Origin of the sequence: Litoribacillus peritrichatus (genome assembly GCF_039537985.1) — a bacterium.
Lineage (GTDB): Bacteria > Pseudomonadota > Gammaproteobacteria > Pseudomonadales > Litoribrevibacteraceae > Litoribacillus > Litoribacillus peritrichatus.
In genome coordinates this window covers 576284-590397 of the sequence record NZ_BAABBN010000012.1, presented here as the reverse complement: position 1 = coordinate 590397, position 14114 = coordinate 576284, and the positions used below count along the sequence as shown (strand labels likewise).

At 43.2% G+C, this 14114-nt stretch carries 20 protein-coding genes; 6 read left to right on the top strand and 14 right to left on the bottom strand.

Annotated features, from left to right (window positions below; genetic code table 11):
- Positions 1-8: 8 nt before the first annotated feature.
- Complete coding sequence (locus tag ABD744_RS19280) at positions 9-434, bottom strand: winged helix-turn-helix transcriptional regulator (protein WP_344800215.1); 426 nt, start codon at positions 432-434, stop codon at positions 9-11.
- Positions 435-601: 167 nt separating this feature from the next.
- Here ABD744_RS19280 and ABD744_RS19275 point away from each other — a divergent pair, with 167 nt between their 5' ends.
- From ABD744_RS19275 to ABD744_RS19255, 5 genes are all read left to right on the top strand, one after another.
- On the top strand, positions 602-1141 hold the full coding sequence (locus tag ABD744_RS19275) for a thioesterase family protein (protein ID WP_344800214.1): 540 nt from the start codon (positions 602-604) through the stop codon (positions 1139-1141).
- Positions 1142-1210: 69 nt separating this feature from the next.
- Positions 1211-2239 carry a zinc-dependent alcohol dehydrogenase gene (locus ABD744_RS19270; protein ID WP_344800212.1) on the top strand — a complete coding sequence of 343 codons (1029 nt, stop codon included), beginning with the start codon at positions 1211-1213 and terminating at the stop codon, positions 2237-2239.
- A 254-nt stretch (positions 2240-2493) separates the two neighbouring features.
- Positions 2494-3816 (top strand): Na+/H+ antiporter family protein, encoded by a 1323-nt coding sequence (locus tag ABD744_RS19265; RefSeq protein ID WP_344800211.1) that lies wholly within the window; start codon positions 2494-2496, stop codon positions 3814-3816.
- Positions 3817-4099: 283 nt separating this feature from the next.
- Complete coding sequence (locus ABD744_RS19260; RefSeq protein WP_344800210.1) at positions 4100-4324, top strand: addiction module protein; 225 nt, start codon at positions 4100-4102, stop codon at positions 4322-4324.
- Positions 4321-4614 carry a type II toxin-antitoxin system RelE/ParE family toxin gene (locus tag ABD744_RS19255; protein WP_344800209.1) on the top strand — a complete coding sequence of 98 codons (294 nt, stop codon included), beginning with the start codon at positions 4321-4323 and terminating at the stop codon, positions 4612-4614. Before ABD744_RS19260 ends, ABD744_RS19255 begins: the two co-directional genes overlap by 4 nt.
- Before the next feature lie 276 nt (positions 4615-4890).
- Here ABD744_RS19255 and ABD744_RS19250 read toward each other — a convergent pair whose 3' ends face one another.
- The gene (locus ABD744_RS19250; RefSeq protein ID WP_344800207.1) at positions 4891-5487 is read right to left on the bottom strand and encodes a hypothetical protein; all 597 of its coding nucleotides are present in this window, start codon (positions 5485-5487) and stop codon (positions 4891-4893) included.
- 270 nt (positions 5488-5757) lie between these two features.
- On the opposite strand from ABD744_RS19250, the gene ABD744_RS19245 reads away from it, so the two are divergent.
- Positions 5758-7623: an SEC-C metal-binding domain-containing protein gene (locus ABD744_RS19245; RefSeq protein ID WP_344800206.1), complete on the top strand. Its 1866-nt coding sequence runs from the start codon at positions 5758-5760 to the stop codon at positions 7621-7623.
- Between the two features lie 15 nt (positions 7624-7638).
- Here the strand turns inward: ABD744_RS19245 and ABD744_RS19240 are convergent, their stop codons facing one another.
- The 12 genes from ABD744_RS19240 to ABD744_RS19185 all read right to left on the bottom strand — a co-directional run bounded on the left by ABD744_RS19240 (position 7639) and on the right by ABD744_RS19185 (position 14062).
- Positions 7639-8532, bottom strand: a complete 894-nt coding sequence (locus ABD744_RS19240) for an ABC transporter six-transmembrane domain-containing protein (RefSeq protein WP_344800204.1) — start codon at positions 8530-8532, stop codon at positions 7639-7641.
- Between the two features lie 195 nt (positions 8533-8727).
- Positions 8728-9510, bottom strand: a complete 783-nt coding sequence (locus tag ABD744_RS19235; protein WP_344800203.1) for a substrate-binding periplasmic protein — start codon at positions 9508-9510, stop codon at positions 8728-8730.
- A 202-nt stretch (positions 9511-9712) separates the two neighbouring features.
- Positions 9713-9874 (bottom strand): DUF3012 domain-containing protein, encoded by a 162-nt coding sequence (locus ABD744_RS19230; RefSeq protein WP_344800202.1) that lies wholly within the window; start codon positions 9872-9874, stop codon positions 9713-9715.
- A gap of 102 nt (positions 9875-9976) precedes the next feature.
- A complete protein-coding gene (locus tag ABD744_RS19225) occupies positions 9977-10549 on the bottom strand; it encodes a class I SAM-dependent methyltransferase (protein WP_344800201.1) in 573 nt (190 codons plus the stop codon).
- A gap of 38 nt (positions 10550-10587) precedes the next feature.
- Entirely contained in the window at positions 10588-10878 is a 291-nt protein-coding gene (locus ABD744_RS19220; RefSeq protein ID WP_344800200.1) for a hypothetical protein, read from the bottom strand.
- A gap of 42 nt (positions 10879-10920) precedes the next feature.
- Entirely contained in the window at positions 10921-11106 is a 186-nt protein-coding gene (locus ABD744_RS19215) for a hypothetical protein (RefSeq protein WP_344800199.1), read from the bottom strand.
- Positions 11107-11222: 116 nt separating this feature from the next.
- Positions 11223-11387 carry a hypothetical protein gene (locus ABD744_RS19210; RefSeq protein WP_344800198.1) on the bottom strand — a complete coding sequence of 55 codons (165 nt, stop codon included), beginning with the start codon at positions 11385-11387 and terminating at the stop codon, positions 11223-11225.
- Positions 11388-11579: 192 nt separating this feature from the next.
- Positions 11580-11978, bottom strand: coding sequence for a VOC family protein (locus ABD744_RS19205; protein ID WP_344800197.1), 399 nt, complete (start codon positions 11976-11978; stop codon positions 11580-11582).
- A gap of 279 nt (positions 11979-12257) precedes the next feature.
- Complete coding sequence (locus ABD744_RS19200; protein ID WP_344800196.1) at positions 12258-12551, bottom strand: type II toxin-antitoxin system RelE/ParE family toxin; 294 nt, start codon at positions 12549-12551, stop codon at positions 12258-12260.
- 3 nt (positions 12552-12554) lie between these two features.
- Positions 12555-12821, bottom strand: coding sequence for a type II toxin-antitoxin system Phd/YefM family antitoxin (locus ABD744_RS19195; protein ID WP_344800194.1), 267 nt, complete (start codon positions 12819-12821; stop codon positions 12555-12557).
- A 514-nt stretch (positions 12822-13335) separates the two neighbouring features.
- Positions 13336-13566 (bottom strand): hypothetical protein, encoded by a 231-nt coding sequence (locus ABD744_RS19190; protein ID WP_344800193.1) that lies wholly within the window; start codon positions 13564-13566, stop codon positions 13336-13338.
- A 97-nt stretch (positions 13567-13663) separates the two neighbouring features.
- On the bottom strand, positions 13664-14062 hold the full coding sequence (locus tag ABD744_RS19185) for a hypothetical protein (protein WP_344800192.1): 399 nt from the start codon (positions 14060-14062) through the stop codon (positions 13664-13666).
- Positions 14063-14114 lie beyond the last annotated feature (52 nt).

The following is a 14114-nucleotide window of genomic DNA, read 5'->3' as shown; positions in this document are numbered from 1 at the left end:
ATGGGGCACTATTGTTTCAGATACGCTCTTTTTGTTTCTTCATCCACTGATACCGGGCGGGTCATGGTTTCTACCCCATCAACCTCCTGAACAATAGTGATTGTGGAATCAATGTATTTCTGACCCCACAGCACTATTTCTTTAATGGCCGGAATCAATGCCATGCCTTTTTCTGCTAAAGCGTATTGATAACGAACCGGCCGTTCCTGGTAGGGTTCTTTACTGATGATGCCTAACGTCTCCAGTCTTTTTAAACGTTCAGCCAAAGTATTGGTAGGCATTTTTTCAGACGATTCCTGAAAATCCTTGAAGGTGCACTTTCCGTTATAAATTAAATCTCGGACGATCAGAAGACTCCACTTGTCTCCCAAAAAATCGAGGGAACTGGCGAGAGGGCAGTGAGAGCGGTGTGAAAATTGATCAATATCATTCATGGCTTAGTTTTGGTTTAGCTCCAGACAATCGTACTTCAATGAATTTAAGCACAATTTAACATTATCACTTTAATTTTTAAAGTTACTCTTGTAATTCGGATTGATGTTTGTTTATAGTAACTTTAAAAATTAAAGTCACTAGTCAAATTATAAGGAAGTAATGCTCTATGAATCTTTATTTACGCCTGATCTTAGCTTTTATTTGCGGCAATTTTTTATCGAACATCAGCCCTACCGATGAGCTGGTTCGTACCTTGCGGGTTCTGCCTAACGACATTGATATCAATGGCCACCTTAATAATGGCCGGTATGCCACCTTAGTGGATTTGCTCATCATCGAGCAGGGAATGCGTGTGGGCATTTTGGCGAAGGCTTTAAAGTTAGGCTGGAAGCCCATGACAGCGGGCGGGCTGATTAGTTATCGAAAGCAATTAAAGCCGTTCGAAAAATTTAATGTGCATTACAAAATGGATTGCTGGGATGAGAAGTGGGCCTATATGCACTTTCGATTCGTGAAGGCGGATGGTTCCATTGCCGCAGTGGGTTATTTCAAATGTGGGTTTGTGTCCAAGCGAGGCCTGGTTGCCCAGAAGTTGGTGGATGAGAAATTTGAGCTGAATCGCGGTGATTGCGAATTGCATCCGACGATTGAATTTTGGAAGCAATCGGAAGAAGCGTTGATGGATCGGGCGTTAAAGGCGTTTTAAACGAAGTGCTTTGCCTGAATTACTTTCAAAAACGTATCGTTATTTGCATCTAAAACAAGGAGATAAGATATGCGCAGTTTATTTTTCGAAGGAATCAATCAAGTCGGATGGCGTGATATTAAGGAACCACAAGTAATGTCGGATCACGAAGTACTTGTGCAGACGATTGCGGCCAGCACCTGTTACGTTGACAATATGATCATTTCTGGCAAAAGCCCGTTTGAGCCTCCGTTTGCGATTGGCCATGAGTCCGTTGCCCGAATTATTGATAAAGGCGAGGCGGTTACTGAATTTGAAATTGGTGATGTCGTGGCAGTGCCGTATCACAGATCATGCGGTGAGTGTCCTTCATGCAGCAACAAGAAACCGCTGAACTGTGATAGCAAACAAACCCCCTTGATACCGGCTTATGGCATGCCGGACGGAGAAAACTTTGGTGGCATGTTCACCGAACGTTATCGGGTTCCGTATGCAGACCATGCGCTGATCAAAATTCCCGATGGCCTTGATCCTATTTCTGCCGTTGCCGCTGGTGATACCTTGACGGATGCCTGGAGTACCGTGGTTCCTCATGTCAGAAATAAACCAGAAGCAAAAGTGCTTATTACCAGCAACGCTGGTTATGGACTTTACGCTGTGCAGTGGGCCATTGCCGCAGGCGCGGGGTTGGTCACCTACGTGGATGATGATCCGACCCGTTTGGCGGTGGCGAGTGAACTGGGCGCAAGTACGGTTGTCTGGGTTGATGGTATTGAACTCCCGCCCATTTATGATGTGATCGTTAACGAGCGGCAAGGCGCAGAGTCACTGCGCTTATGTTTATTGGCTGCGGCACCAGGCGCTGTGTGTGAGAATGTGGTGATTTTCTTTGAGGATGTGCCGATTCCGATTGGGCAAATGCATTATTCCGGGGTTACCCTTCGCTCTTCCTTTTGCCCTTCTCGAAATTACATGCCGGAGGTGATTCAGGATTTGGCGAACGGCATGATCAATCCTCGCCTGGTTGAATCCGAAATCGTTGCTTTAGAGGATGTGCCAAAACGGTTTGTTTTGCCAAGTCACAAGCCTATTGTGCTTTTTGAGGAAACGCCCGAATAACGGACGAACAGAGTAGGGGAGGGAAGAACCGCGATTCAAAGCAATCCGCTGTAAACACGAATAATCTTGGGGGGATTGGGTGAGATGGCACTTTTCCCTCTCACCCTCAAGACCTGACCGAAGAATCAGACCGTTTACGAATTCATTGACTTCAACACAAGCAAACCTTATCCATCTATGGTATCTTGCCGCGCTTTCTGACTGGTCAGGTATTTGGCTAGTGCTCGAACTCACTAAAAATTTAGGATAAGAGAATGAATGCTGTCGTGGTTGCCGTGTTGTTGATGTTGGCGTTAAGTCTGGCGCGTATGCACGTGATGTTATCGATGATTATTGCCGCTTTTGTCGGTGGCCTGGTGGGTGGTTTGGACATTGAAACCACGCTCAACGCTTTTAATACCGGTATCGGTGGCGGTGCCAACATCGCTTTAAGCTATGCCTTGTTGGGTGGTTTCGCCGTGGCCATTTCTTTATCTGGTTTACCGCATTTGCTGGCCGATGCCATTTTAAAGCGTTTGGGTAAAGATGTTTCCGGCCCTCAGACGGTTTGGTTGAAAAATGGCTTATTGGGCATGTTGTTGATTGCCGCCGTTTGTTCGCAAAACCTGATTCCGATCCATATCGCATTCATACCTATCTTAATTCCGCCATTGTTATTGGTGATGTCCAAATTACACCTTGACCGACGTTTGGTGGCTTGTGTTTTGACCTTTGGCCTGGTGACGACGTACATGTTTTTACCGGTCGGCTTCGGCAATATCTATTTGAACGACATCCTGTTAAGCAAAGTATCCGATGCCGGTTTGGCCACTGAGGGTGTTTCTGTGGTTAAGGCGATGGCGATACCTGCTTTGGGTATGTTGACTGGTTTAATTATTGCCATGTTGGTGAGTTATCGTGGTAAACGCCAATACAATCTCGCTTTAACGGAGAAAACGGAACATGTTGAGCGTAGCTACAATACCAAATCTTTAGTCGTTGCATCGGTTGCCATTGTCGTAGCGTTTGTGGTTCAGTTGTGGCTGGATTCTATGGTGCTGGGCGCGATGGCGGGATTTGTTGTGTTCTCTGCAACGGGCGTAGTTCGCTGGAATGAATCCGAAGGTGTTTTGGTCGATGGTATTAAAATGATGGCGTCAATCGGCTTCATCATGATTGCAGCATCAGGCTTCTCTGAAGTACTCAAAACAACAGGGCACATTGATACCTTAGTGAATGGTGCGACCGGTTTCTTTGGCGAAAATCAGGCGTTAGCGGCGTTTTTACTACTGGTGGTTGGGCTGCTATTAACCATGGGTATTGGTTCTTCTTTCTCGACAATCCCGATCATTGCGGCGATCTATGTTCCGCTTTGTATACAGTTGGGGTTCAGCCCGTTAGCGATTATTGCCTTGATTGGTACAGCGGGTGCGTTGGGGGATGCCGGCTCGCCAGCGTCTGATTCCACTTTAGGCCCAACCGCTGGCCTGAATGCCGACGGTCAGCATAATCACATGCGTGATACTGTGATCCCGACGTTTATTCACTTCAACATTCCTTTGTTGTTGGCTGGCTGGCTTGCGGCCATGGTGCTTTAAACTGGTTATTGGTTCTTTACCCTGGTTGTCGTAAATACAGATGTTGTGTACGTTCATAGCAGCCTGGAGTTAGCTATCCTAATAGATGGCATTGAAAAAACTCTACTCTTGACCCTTTAAGGGTTGGGTAGAGTTTTTTTATTTCTTGTGCCAATAAAACGTTCCCGTTTAAGAAGACACTCGTGATCTTGAGATTATTGTTTGTACCATGAATTAAGCAAATAGCTTTGGCTGGTAACTCTGTGGCAAAATGCATAGTAAGAGTCATTTATAGGAGTTTAATATGGATCTCCAAAAAATTGAAAATGAGGCACTTCATTTATCGAAAGGTGAGCGAGCCTCATTAATTCAGAAATTGGTGTTGAGCTTTGATACGCCGACTCCTCAAGAACTGAGAGACGACTGGTTAGCTGAAGCACAAAACAGGGCAAATGAACTTGACGATGGTGTGGTTACCCCTATTCCTGGCAATGAGGTATTAAAAAAGGCTCGGGCACTCACTAAATGAACTATGAGTTTCACCCTAATGCTGAAGCAGAGCTTTTAGAATCCGTTGGCTTCTATGAGTCAAAGGTTAGGGGGCTTGGTTCTGCATTTATTGATGAGCTTGAAGCTGTTTTAAATTTGGTTTGTGAGTCACCAATTCAAAGGAAAGTAGAGCGAGCTCCAAATATCCGGCGTATACCTCTGCATCGATTTCCCTTTGCTATCATTTACAGAGAAACAGACTCAGTGATTCAAATACTGGCTGTTGCTCATGATCGTAGAAGACCACAGTACTGGTTACATAGGCTTTAGACTGTTATCAAAATTCTCTGAGTCAGCATAATCACATGCGTGATACTGTGATCCCGACGTTTATTCACTTCAATATTCCTTTGTTGTTGGCTGGCTTGCGGCCATGGTGTTGTAACTCCGTTTGACTTTTGCTTGTCTATGAGCGGAGTTCACGTCAATACACAGGCGTGCTCCGCTAACTTTTTTCGGCTTAAATGTGTATCTTCTCATATCTACAGAAATATCAGCGTGAAAAGCCTGAAGTCATAGGCTGAAGAAAATGGGTCTTCTGCTGACTTATTTCCAGCTCATCACACTGTCATATTCTTTACAATCCAATACGGCGTCAGCGGCATTCACTATAAAAACTTGCTGCTTTTCTGAAGAAGGGTATGTTAAATACTCAGAACACTTCGCACTTTGACCGTTTCCTACCACCACTTGGGTTCCGGGCTTCAAGGTACACTTCACCATTTTGTCCAGAGGTGACCATTGGTAGCATATTTCGTAGTCTGTTCGATAATCCGCCGTTAAACCGGAGGGCCGCTCAAACGCCCACCATTGACCGAATTGACTGTGGGGGTTGGTGCTGTTCCAGGCGCGATAAATAGTGACTTCTTGATTGCTTTGATAAACCTTTCCCTGGCACAGTTTCCCTTGGTTTGGTTCACCCAGTGCTTTTGAGAGCAGTTCCTCGTCCTTAATCAGGTCAAATTTCAAACCCAGTTGGCCATTGATTACCGGGCTGCCAACACAGGACTGTTCCAAGGATGAAGTGCTTTCAACGAGAGGGTTTCCATTATTAGAAGTTTCATTAGAAGAAACCGTGTTATTGGAAACGCTAGCGCAACCCTGAGCCATAATAAACAACGAACTTAACCAAATCCTTTTCATTTCAATAGACTCCATTCTGTTTTTCAGGTTTTTAGTATCCGTAATATCACATAAAATGTTTTGCCAGAACAGTGAACAATGGCTTATTGGTTTATAGTCATTCTCCCTTTTTTCGGCGTGATCTGTTTAATGTTGTGCGAATTTTTTCACAGAGGCTTTCTTGCCCGAAAAAGGATGTAATCAATTAAAACTGGATCATAAAATCGGCATTGTTTATGTGATACTATTTGTCTTTAATTTCAATAGATTCAATACACTTAGGACCACCTGATGAGCATGATTGATGAATCCACTAACCTTTTGTCTCTTCAACTCAGTCAAGCTCTGTTGCATGAAGATCATGACCGTTTTATGGCTGGCATAGCCGAATCACCAGAGTTCAAAGACAATGCATTGATGTCATTGGTGTTTGAAGCTTTACCAAAATCTTCCAATCACTTTTCATTTCGGGGCATTAAGTTACCGGGGCGCAATGACTTTTGTATTTGCGGATCAGGTAAAAAACTAAAAAAATGTTGCCCTCAATTACTGAATGCCCCGGCTCCTAAGGCTGAAGACTTATTTGGAATGGCTCTTGAGGCTCTAAATGAAGATCAATTTGCCGAGTTGTCTGGTAAGCCGAACTGGACGATTCAAGCAGCAACGCATCTCTTTGGTTATGCCATGGTCAACGGGCTGGAGGACGTGGTAGTAAGAATTGGCTTACCTTTCACAGAGAAACTTTCATCATTCAGGAATGAGCATGAGGACTTCATTGCTTTTCTGTTGGATGCCCTCTTTGAACTGCGTCAAGATGACACTCGAATTCGTCTTATTCATGATCTCACCAAGCTTAAAAATGCCGGTTCATTGAAATCCATCGGGCATCAGCGTCTGGCAATGATTCTGAGCCAGGAAGGTGACATCACTCAAGCTAAGCATCACCTGGAACAAGCCTTCAGGGCAGATCCAAATCAAATTGAGTTGCCCATGACTGAGATGAGTATTATGGGGGTGACGGCCAGCGAAGAAGAAATTAAATCAAGAGCTAAGTTTTGGCAGGCGCGATTGAGAAAGAAGTATGATGACGATTACCCGGTACTTGGATTCTTACAGGAAGTATTAGCCAAAGGGAAAAGCCTGTTTGCAGACTTTGAGCAACCACCTGAAATGGATAATTGTGACGCTGGTGACGATCCGGTAGATATTAAAACCCGTAATGCTGACCTTTTGGTTCAGGCATTGGCTTTCGAAGATGATGTGGGTAACTACGACATTCACATTCTCAAAGGCGAAGCCAAGCTGGTTCTGAATAAGGCCGTAAAGCCTTTGTATAAACGTTGGCTCCAACTTTATCAGGATAATACTCATGAAGTGTTTCGGACAGTCAGCGAACAGGACTTTGTCACTGATATTGAAGAGCATCGTTGGTTAATCTCGAATGAGGAGTGGGCCGGACATTTGTGTGAGTATCCTCTGCTCTTAAATAACTTGGAAATACTTGCTTGTCTTAATTCCTATATTGATCTGGCTCCTGTGCCTCTGGAAGATGACGAGGCGAACGATCCAAAAGACATGAGCATATTAGGTAGATTGCAGGTTTTATTTTATCACCGCTGCCACTTGGCAACGAATGACTTAATAAACAAGTTACCTCCGAATACTACGTTGCCTTCCCGGTTTAAGCCCAACCAGATGTTTTGGATACTACTGGAGCATCAGTATTATAGAATGTCTGAATACTGCGAAACGACAGTGCTTCAAAGTTATCTCCAACGTTTAATAATATTAGACACGAACCCTCAACCCTGGATTGTGGAGGCTTTGGCTTTAATTTACTTTGAAAAAGGGCGCACTGAAGAGCTGATTCAGCTTGTCAAAGGGGCATCTTCGGTAAATTGTGCCTGTGTTCTGATGTTGGCGGCTTCGTTTCGTTTACTGGGTAAATCAACTGAAGCGTTAGAGCAACTGTTGAGGTTACAAAAGAAGCATAAAAAGTCATTAATTACCTTTGCCACAGTGCTGGAGAATAAGGATTACATGGCCTTGTCGCCTCTTGGTTTAGTTCCTCTGTATTGTCTATTAACGGATGAAGACCGAAGTGATGCTTTGGAAGCTTCTTGTCGCTGGTTCATGGATCATCTGCCGAAGAAGTAATGGCACTTTGGTTACTTAATTCAATCGACTGTTACTTAATTCAACCGACTGGTTAATTGCAACGGGGTCACAGGATAACCGCTTGGATATTTCATGCAGGCGAATCAGCTGTTGAACAAATATCGGGCAGGTAACCAGGCTTTCAATATATTCAAACACGTACATTAGCAGCGAAAATACAAGGCCATATTGTAAAACCCCGTCATCAATCACGGTGATGGGTGTGAAGACTAATAAGGCAATTACGCCCAGCCAGATCACCAAATAGTTGCTAGTTTCTAAGTCGGATAATTTGATGTTCCAGCGCATAAGAGCGCCAAAGTGCCGATGAACAACGTCTTTGTTTTTGCTTTCCAAAGCGATGACCTGGTGTTCCAGTTGGTCGTTATAACCAGAATTCAAAGCATAATTGAATTTTCCGGTGACGCTATAGATCACCATAATTAACAGCAATAAACCAAGACAGGCGAGAAATACCGTAAAGTTCAGTGATGCGATTAAGAGCAGGGCACCCACTACCCCAATAATGGCTCCCACAACTTCGGGGAGGGAGTTTTCCAAAAACTCAACGAACTCTGTCAATAACGCACTGCGAGCAGAAATTGTTGAAAGGGGCTGGCCTTTACTTTGTCCATCGGAAACCATTTCAGGCGCGATCTGGCAATAAATTCCGGCGTAGATTCGGGTGTCATAAAAGCGTTGTGCGGTGCCGATCACCAAGGTTAACCCGCCTAATAAGCCAAGGTGGTAAATTCCTTCGTAGCTCCCTGCAAGTAATCCATCAATGGCCAGGCCAATGACCAGCGGAAAAAAGATGTTCAGCGACGCGCCGGCAATGATCAGGAAAAAGGTAAAGGCTATGCGCCACTTAAAGCGCAAAATAATGTGTTTGAGAGAGATTTTTTGCATGGTTTCTTGACGTGAATGGTAAAGAACCAAGTATGAATATGGGGGTATTAAGATAACATTAAGGTGGGCGTCTGACGGGTGGAGCCGAGAAAACTCAGACAGTCTCACTCGGGAAAGTTAAGTCATTATCAAAGCGGTTAATCAACGTTAGTATGTGGAGCATAGATAGGATGATTATCCGCTTAACATTGAAATTTACTTCCAGTCCTTCAATCCATATTTGGCCATAATCTCACTTAACCGGCCTGAAGCACGCAATGCCTGAGTGCCTTCATTGATCAGCTGGATGTGGCCTTTGGTTTTGGGTTTGGCAGGAGAGCAGGCAATGTACATGGGGCTAGGATCACCAAGTGCACCTGCTTCTTCAATCTTCCCTTCCATGCCCATTTCTTTGAGCTTGGCAGAAACCACTAAAGGCGAATCAATCAGGGCGTCTAGACGACCAGCCATGACTTTTTTGATGTTTTTTTCTAAGGCGTTGTCGCCTTTCACCGTTTGAATGTTGCCGCTGGTATTGTCGGCAACGTATTTATCGAATTCATCACCATAAGCATAACCACCTATGACCCCGAGTTTGACCCCATTGAGCGATGTTAATCCTTGATATCGCCATGAGTTGCCTTTGTTGACATAAAATGCAGAATTATCCATTCCCCAATGTTCTTCCGGAAAGATAAAGTCCGGGGCATCTTCTTTATACGCACCCACAACACAATCGATAGCACCTTTTCGGACTTCACTTAATGCTCTTTCCCAAGGCATCAGTCGATAGTCTATGGTGTGACCCGATTGTGAGAAAATTTCTTGAGCCAACTCAATCATATAACCCGGTTGATCAGACCCTGGTTGACCATTCATTGGGAACCAAACGTCTGAACGAATGGAGATGGTGTCTGCCTGAATTACAGACGCAGACGAAAAATATAGCGCTACCAGCAGAGATAAGGAGAGGGCGGAGTTATGACTGCGTTTGAACATAAGCGAACCTCAATTTGGTTTAGCGGCCTTGTTTCGGTGGTCTTAATTATTAATAACCCTAGACCCAGACACGAAGGTTGCAAGTGTTTCAAGACGGTCTCTTTAATGTTCTTAACTGGTTTTGATTTGTTAACTGGCAGAAGAAGGGCAACCTCGGTTTGAGTTTTTAACCGTTGGTTGATTGCCCTTTCAATATTGAACTTTAATTAAAAATACAATGCTTGGTGTAGTCTTTCATTTCATTCATTGTCCAATCGCCTTTAGGTTTTTCATCCAGGTCTGCACACCAAGCTTCGCTGCCAATTTCAGCTGAACATCCTAGTAGCTGTAAAGAAAAAATCGAAATGAGTAAGATTTTCTTCATGTATTTCTCCATTGTCGTTATTAAGGCTTGCTTCAAAGTGCTTGCCTGAAGTGATTTGTATTTTATGTTGCGATTGTGAGTGGCTGCTGTCGGAAATCGATGTTAATTCTTCCGGGCCAGAATATGAATTGCTTCACTGAAATGGCCAGACATGGTCGGGCTTTGTACTGCCTTCAACAACTCAACTTCAAAGCTCGTAAGCATACCTTCAATTACCTTTGGTTGGCTATGCCACATTGACACACCCATACCGGACGTAAACTTATGACCGTCATCGGAGCAAAACTCAGCCAAGTAGAGCACTCCATTTGGTTTTAGCACTCGATGCAGCTCATCCAGAATTTTTACTCGTTCTGTCTGGTCTGGAACGCAAGTAAAAACGGCACAGGTAATGACGGCATCAAAAGATTGATCTGGGAAGGGCAACGGCAGATCAGAAAGGTGACGTAAATCCAGTGTTGGGAAGGCATTTAAGCCTCGACAGATCATTGATTCGGAAGCATCAACACCGATTAAATCACGAAAACCAAGACCATAGAGTTGATTGGTAACCCGCCCATAACCACAACCAAAATCTAATATTTTACTTTTTAATGGCACTGCGCTTTGAAAGTCTGGAACTGATATTTCAAGATTGAACACCACTCGTTCTGCTACATCATCCCAATTGCTCAAAGACTATTTCCTTCCTGTGCTGTGGTTTGCTGTTGAGACTAACGGTCTGAATTTTTAGACTGGAATGCTTCAGAAATGGCGACGGCTTTTACATAGGCATCCAGATCATCAAACAGCACATAGTTTTGAACTCCAGACCAAGCTACAGCGCCTAATTGATTGGCGTTCCAATCTGAATCTGTCGCACCAACAGGAATTGTACCTACGATGAATAGTTTCCCCCCTTGATACTCGAAATGAGGATCAAATAGGTCATGACAACATTCAGAATCCACGACGCTCATAGATATGCACTTGCCTGAAAAGTCCGGTAAGAATTCCTTGTCCAATGTGTTTTCCTTTAAGCGTTTATAAAATAAATAGGCTGGAACTTATGCATTGTCTGAATCTTCATGAATTTCAAGATACGGAGCTCCAAGTTTGTTTTTGGCTACAACTACAGCAGTCACTTTTTGGCCAAGTGTTAATTGTACAGTTGGCTTTTTAATAGCCCCAGATAGATAGCCGTCCACCTGACTGCAGAGATAACCCCATTCGTAGTCCTTTTCGATTTTCATTGCGTAGATGCTTCCGAGTAACCAAGATCGAATTTTGATTTAATTAATGCTCTTACTGATTCTTGTTGCATGAATTAGTTTGTCCCGAATCCGATTTGGAAATATGTTCAGAATCGTTAACCGGAGCATTGAGAAAGCAAAAAGACTGTAAAAATAATAATACCAAATAAGGTTAAATGATCTTTAAGTTTTACTCCTGGATCTTTAACGCCACACCCGGGGCATAATTCAGCTGATGTTGATATTTCACGGTTACATTCCTTACATTTTACTAGTGCCACTTAACTCTCCTTAGTTTTTTAATGTCGCGAACAGTTTGTGAAGTTCGCTGTTTTGCTTTAGACATTTTATGCTCTTCGGATTTCAAGAGTAAACATAATATGTTTACTCTTTTAGCTCTGAGTGAAATGCTCCATGCTGACCCGCATACAGGGTGTTGTGGGGCTGGAGACTAGATGTCTCCGGCTACCCGATTAGTTGCTTGCTGGTTGATGAAACTCGATAACATTATCATCAGGATCTCTGATAAAGAAAAACTGAGCACCGTTGTATTCGACTTCTCCTGTAACCGGGAAACCCAGTTTTTGAATGCTACTTTTTGCTGAATCATAATCCGTTATTTCAAGGGCAATGTGTGTATAGCCGGGATATTTCATATCTCCTTCCATCAGCACATTTTTCCTTGGGGCATTTTCTGACACATTCAGAATAAGATTGATATTTATTCCAGATGGGTGTTCTACGATAGCGACTGGCTCTGGGCCAACAGGGCCAGCGAGAAATACGAATCCGAGCTTTCCATAAAATTCACGAGAAACTTCCAAATCTCTGACTCTCAATCCTACATGATTAATTCTGGTAATTTCTTTCATCATAGTCCCTTGATGTTGATGCTGGATAACACGGAAAGCTAACGTTTTGCTCACCGGAAAATTAGAAGTGTAGCGAGTAATTATTTCGAGCGCAGCAATTTGTGTACACCCGATATGGACTCGAACTAATGAGCGGAGGCTGCCCCGATGAAGTCCTCTGTAGGAAGATCTCCGCTAATTCAATTTAAAAGGATTTAACGACAACGACTAGCGAATGGCAAGGGCTTGACCGAGAGGTTTCGCTTGGAGGCTAGATACTTCCGGCGATCTGATTTGTACTTAATTTTCGGGTAACTTAAGTAACCGTTCACTACGCCATATTCTAATAATGTTTATTGATTTGCTTTCACGAAGGTAGACAATACGAAATGGTGAATGAATAAGTTCACGTATAGAATCATCACTGAACTCGGGGACGACTCTACCAATATCTGGGTGATCTACAAGCGTTTCTATGTGTGAAATAATTGCCTCGACAAAGTCTTGGCTAATTTGAGGTACACCCTGTTCTTGGTAATATTCTTTAATGCTTTTAAGGTCGTTGATCGCAGATATAGAAAAAGAAAGATTCACGAACTAGATGCCCAGCTGTTTTTTCACATCACTGATGTCGGAAGTTTCACCTTCTTTTATCTCCATTAACCCTTGAGCAACAGCTTTAACGAATTCAAGTTCCTCCTTAATGTTTTCGTAATCATCAAGTCCTTGGACAACTGCAACTCCTCGCCCTCGGCTAGTTATAAGAACCGGTCTATGGGTGTCTTTGGCGTGATTTACGACCTTACCCGGGTTAATCTTTAGGTCAGACAGCGGAATGACATCTTCGGAAAATTTTGTTTGCATGATAAGGATCTCTCTACTGAAGACCTATATATAGCACCTGTTAATAGGTGGCGTCAAAGAGTATAACTTCTGATATTAATGGTGGTTTTGTATTGAGGTACCAGCGAAAAAACCATTCAAACCACTCAGTGGTTTATGCAACATGCATTTGTGTACAATTGGCATGGGAATTATCTAAACTGCAGGAAAAGGCCTGTAGAACTGCGAGTTGCATCAAGACGATGCCGGGAGATCTAACGGCCACCGTAAATGTTGCCATTGTTTCATCTGATATCGTTTGCAAAGGCCCATCGTCTAGTTCTAAACCCCGGAGATATCAATCAAACCTTATCTTTTTTAGACCACTTGAAATCTCAGGGGCTCTAATCACAGCTTGATGGATGGGTTAATGCTTCATTGCCGTGAGAGACACGCCCTGTACGCGCCCCAGCGAAGCGGCAAAGTATTCTCGGAATAGGCCCGCATGCAGTGTGTTGTGGGGGGCTAGGTTCCTACGGTTACCTGAATTGGTTCTTTACCATTTGCGTTCGAAGCTGGTGCGAACTGTTGTAGAAATATATGAATTTAGCCCATGGCCCTGTATGGCCAGTTCTTTCATTTTTTCGACAACGGCCGTTCCCGGTCGTTGGCTAGAATATAGGTAGTTACGCCATCTGCCAGACATAAACTTTACGGTAATTGAATCACCATTGATCTCGTAGGCTTCAACATTAGAGCTTCCATTGGTATTTTTATATGGAGTCATTTTTAAATTCCTTATAAAGTTTAAATATTTAATTTAGGTTTCTCAGCAACCTAATGCTGGCTAAATTTGTTAAATTTTTATGCCACATAACCTTCAGCTACCAACCACCACTTAACTCTGAATTATTTTCAACTTCATATTGAAATGTACGCTTAATATCGAACGTATTATTCAACATTCGAATGTTTGATGAACCACAGCTAAAGTTAATGCAGCTACCTTGGGAACCTATTAAAGAACGATACAATATCTCGGTGTTGTACTGTAATTTAGACCAATCATTCGGTCCTTCGTAACCTTGTAAGTTAGAGATTTCTAACGGGCCATTATTATAGTCAGAACCAACCGTTTGTTTAATATCGATTGTACAGTTAGAATAAACTTCTCCATCGAACTCTAGGTCAAATGTTGCTCTAGAAACCATGTGCTCATCATCGCTGCCATATTCCTGCGAATCCTGAACTAACTGGGTGTAAGTAGTTATTATTTTGGACATGTAATATCTCCTTGAATGAATTTAACAACTCAATTCTACGACATTAGCGTCG

Bases quoted from the DNA above. Each gene is read 5' to 3' on its own strand.
- ABD744_RS19245 (WP_344800206.1), top strand. From the start codon at position 5,758: ATGAGCATGATTGATGAATCCACTAACCTTTTGTCTCTTCAACTCAGT.
- ABD744_RS19250 (WP_344800207.1), bottom strand. From the start codon at position 5,487: ATGAAAAGGATTTGGTTAAGTTCGTTGTTTATTATGGCTCAGGGTTGC.
- ABD744_RS19205 (WP_344800197.1), bottom strand. From the start codon at position 11,978: ATGAAAGAAATTACCAGAATTAATCATGTAGGATTGAGAGTCAGAGAT.
- ABD744_RS19190 (WP_344800193.1), bottom strand. From the start codon at position 13,566: ATGACTCCATATAAAAATACCAATGGAAGCTCTAATGTTGAAGCCTAC.
- ABD744_RS19235 (WP_344800203.1), bottom strand. From the start codon at position 9,510: ATGTTCAAACGCAGTCATAACTCCGCCCTCTCCTTATCTCTGCTGGTA.
- ABD744_RS19195 (WP_344800194.1), bottom strand. From the start codon at position 12,821: ATGCAAACAAAATTTTCCGAAGATGTCATTCCGCTGTCTGACCTAAAG.
- ABD744_RS19275 (WP_344800214.1), top strand. From the start codon at position 602: ATGAATCTTTATTTACGCCTGATCTTAGCTTTTATTTGCGGCAATTTT.
- ABD744_RS19230 (WP_344800202.1), bottom strand. From the start codon at position 9,874: ATGAAGAAAATCTTACTCATTTCGATTTTTTCTTTACAGCTACTAGGA.
- ABD744_RS19215 (WP_344800199.1), bottom strand. From the start codon at position 11,106: ATGAAAATCGAAAAGGACTACGAATGGGGTTATCTCTGCAGTCAGGTG.
- ABD744_RS19260 (WP_344800210.1), top strand. From the start codon at position 4,100: ATGGATCTCCAAAAAATTGAAAATGAGGCACTTCATTTATCGAAAGGT.
- ABD744_RS19265 (WP_344800211.1), top strand. From the start codon at position 2,494: ATGAATGCTGTCGTGGTTGCCGTGTTGTTGATGTTGGCGTTAAGTCTG.
- ABD744_RS19240 (WP_344800204.1), bottom strand. From the start codon at position 8,532: ATGCAAAAAATCTCTCTCAAACACATTATTTTGCGCTTTAAGTGGCGC.
- ABD744_RS19255 (WP_344800209.1), top strand. From the start codon at position 4,321: ATGAACTATGAGTTTCACCCTAATGCTGAAGCAGAGCTTTTAGAATCC.
- ABD744_RS19270 (WP_344800212.1), top strand. From the start codon at position 1,211: ATGCGCAGTTTATTTTTCGAAGGAATCAATCAAGTCGGATGGCGTGAT.
- ABD744_RS19185 (WP_344800192.1), bottom strand. From the start codon at position 14,062: ATGTCCAAAATAATAACTACTTACACCCAGTTAGTTCAGGATTCGCAG.
- ABD744_RS19280 (WP_344800215.1), bottom strand. From the start codon at position 434: ATGAATGATATTGATCAATTTTCACACCGCTCTCACTGCCCTCTCGCC.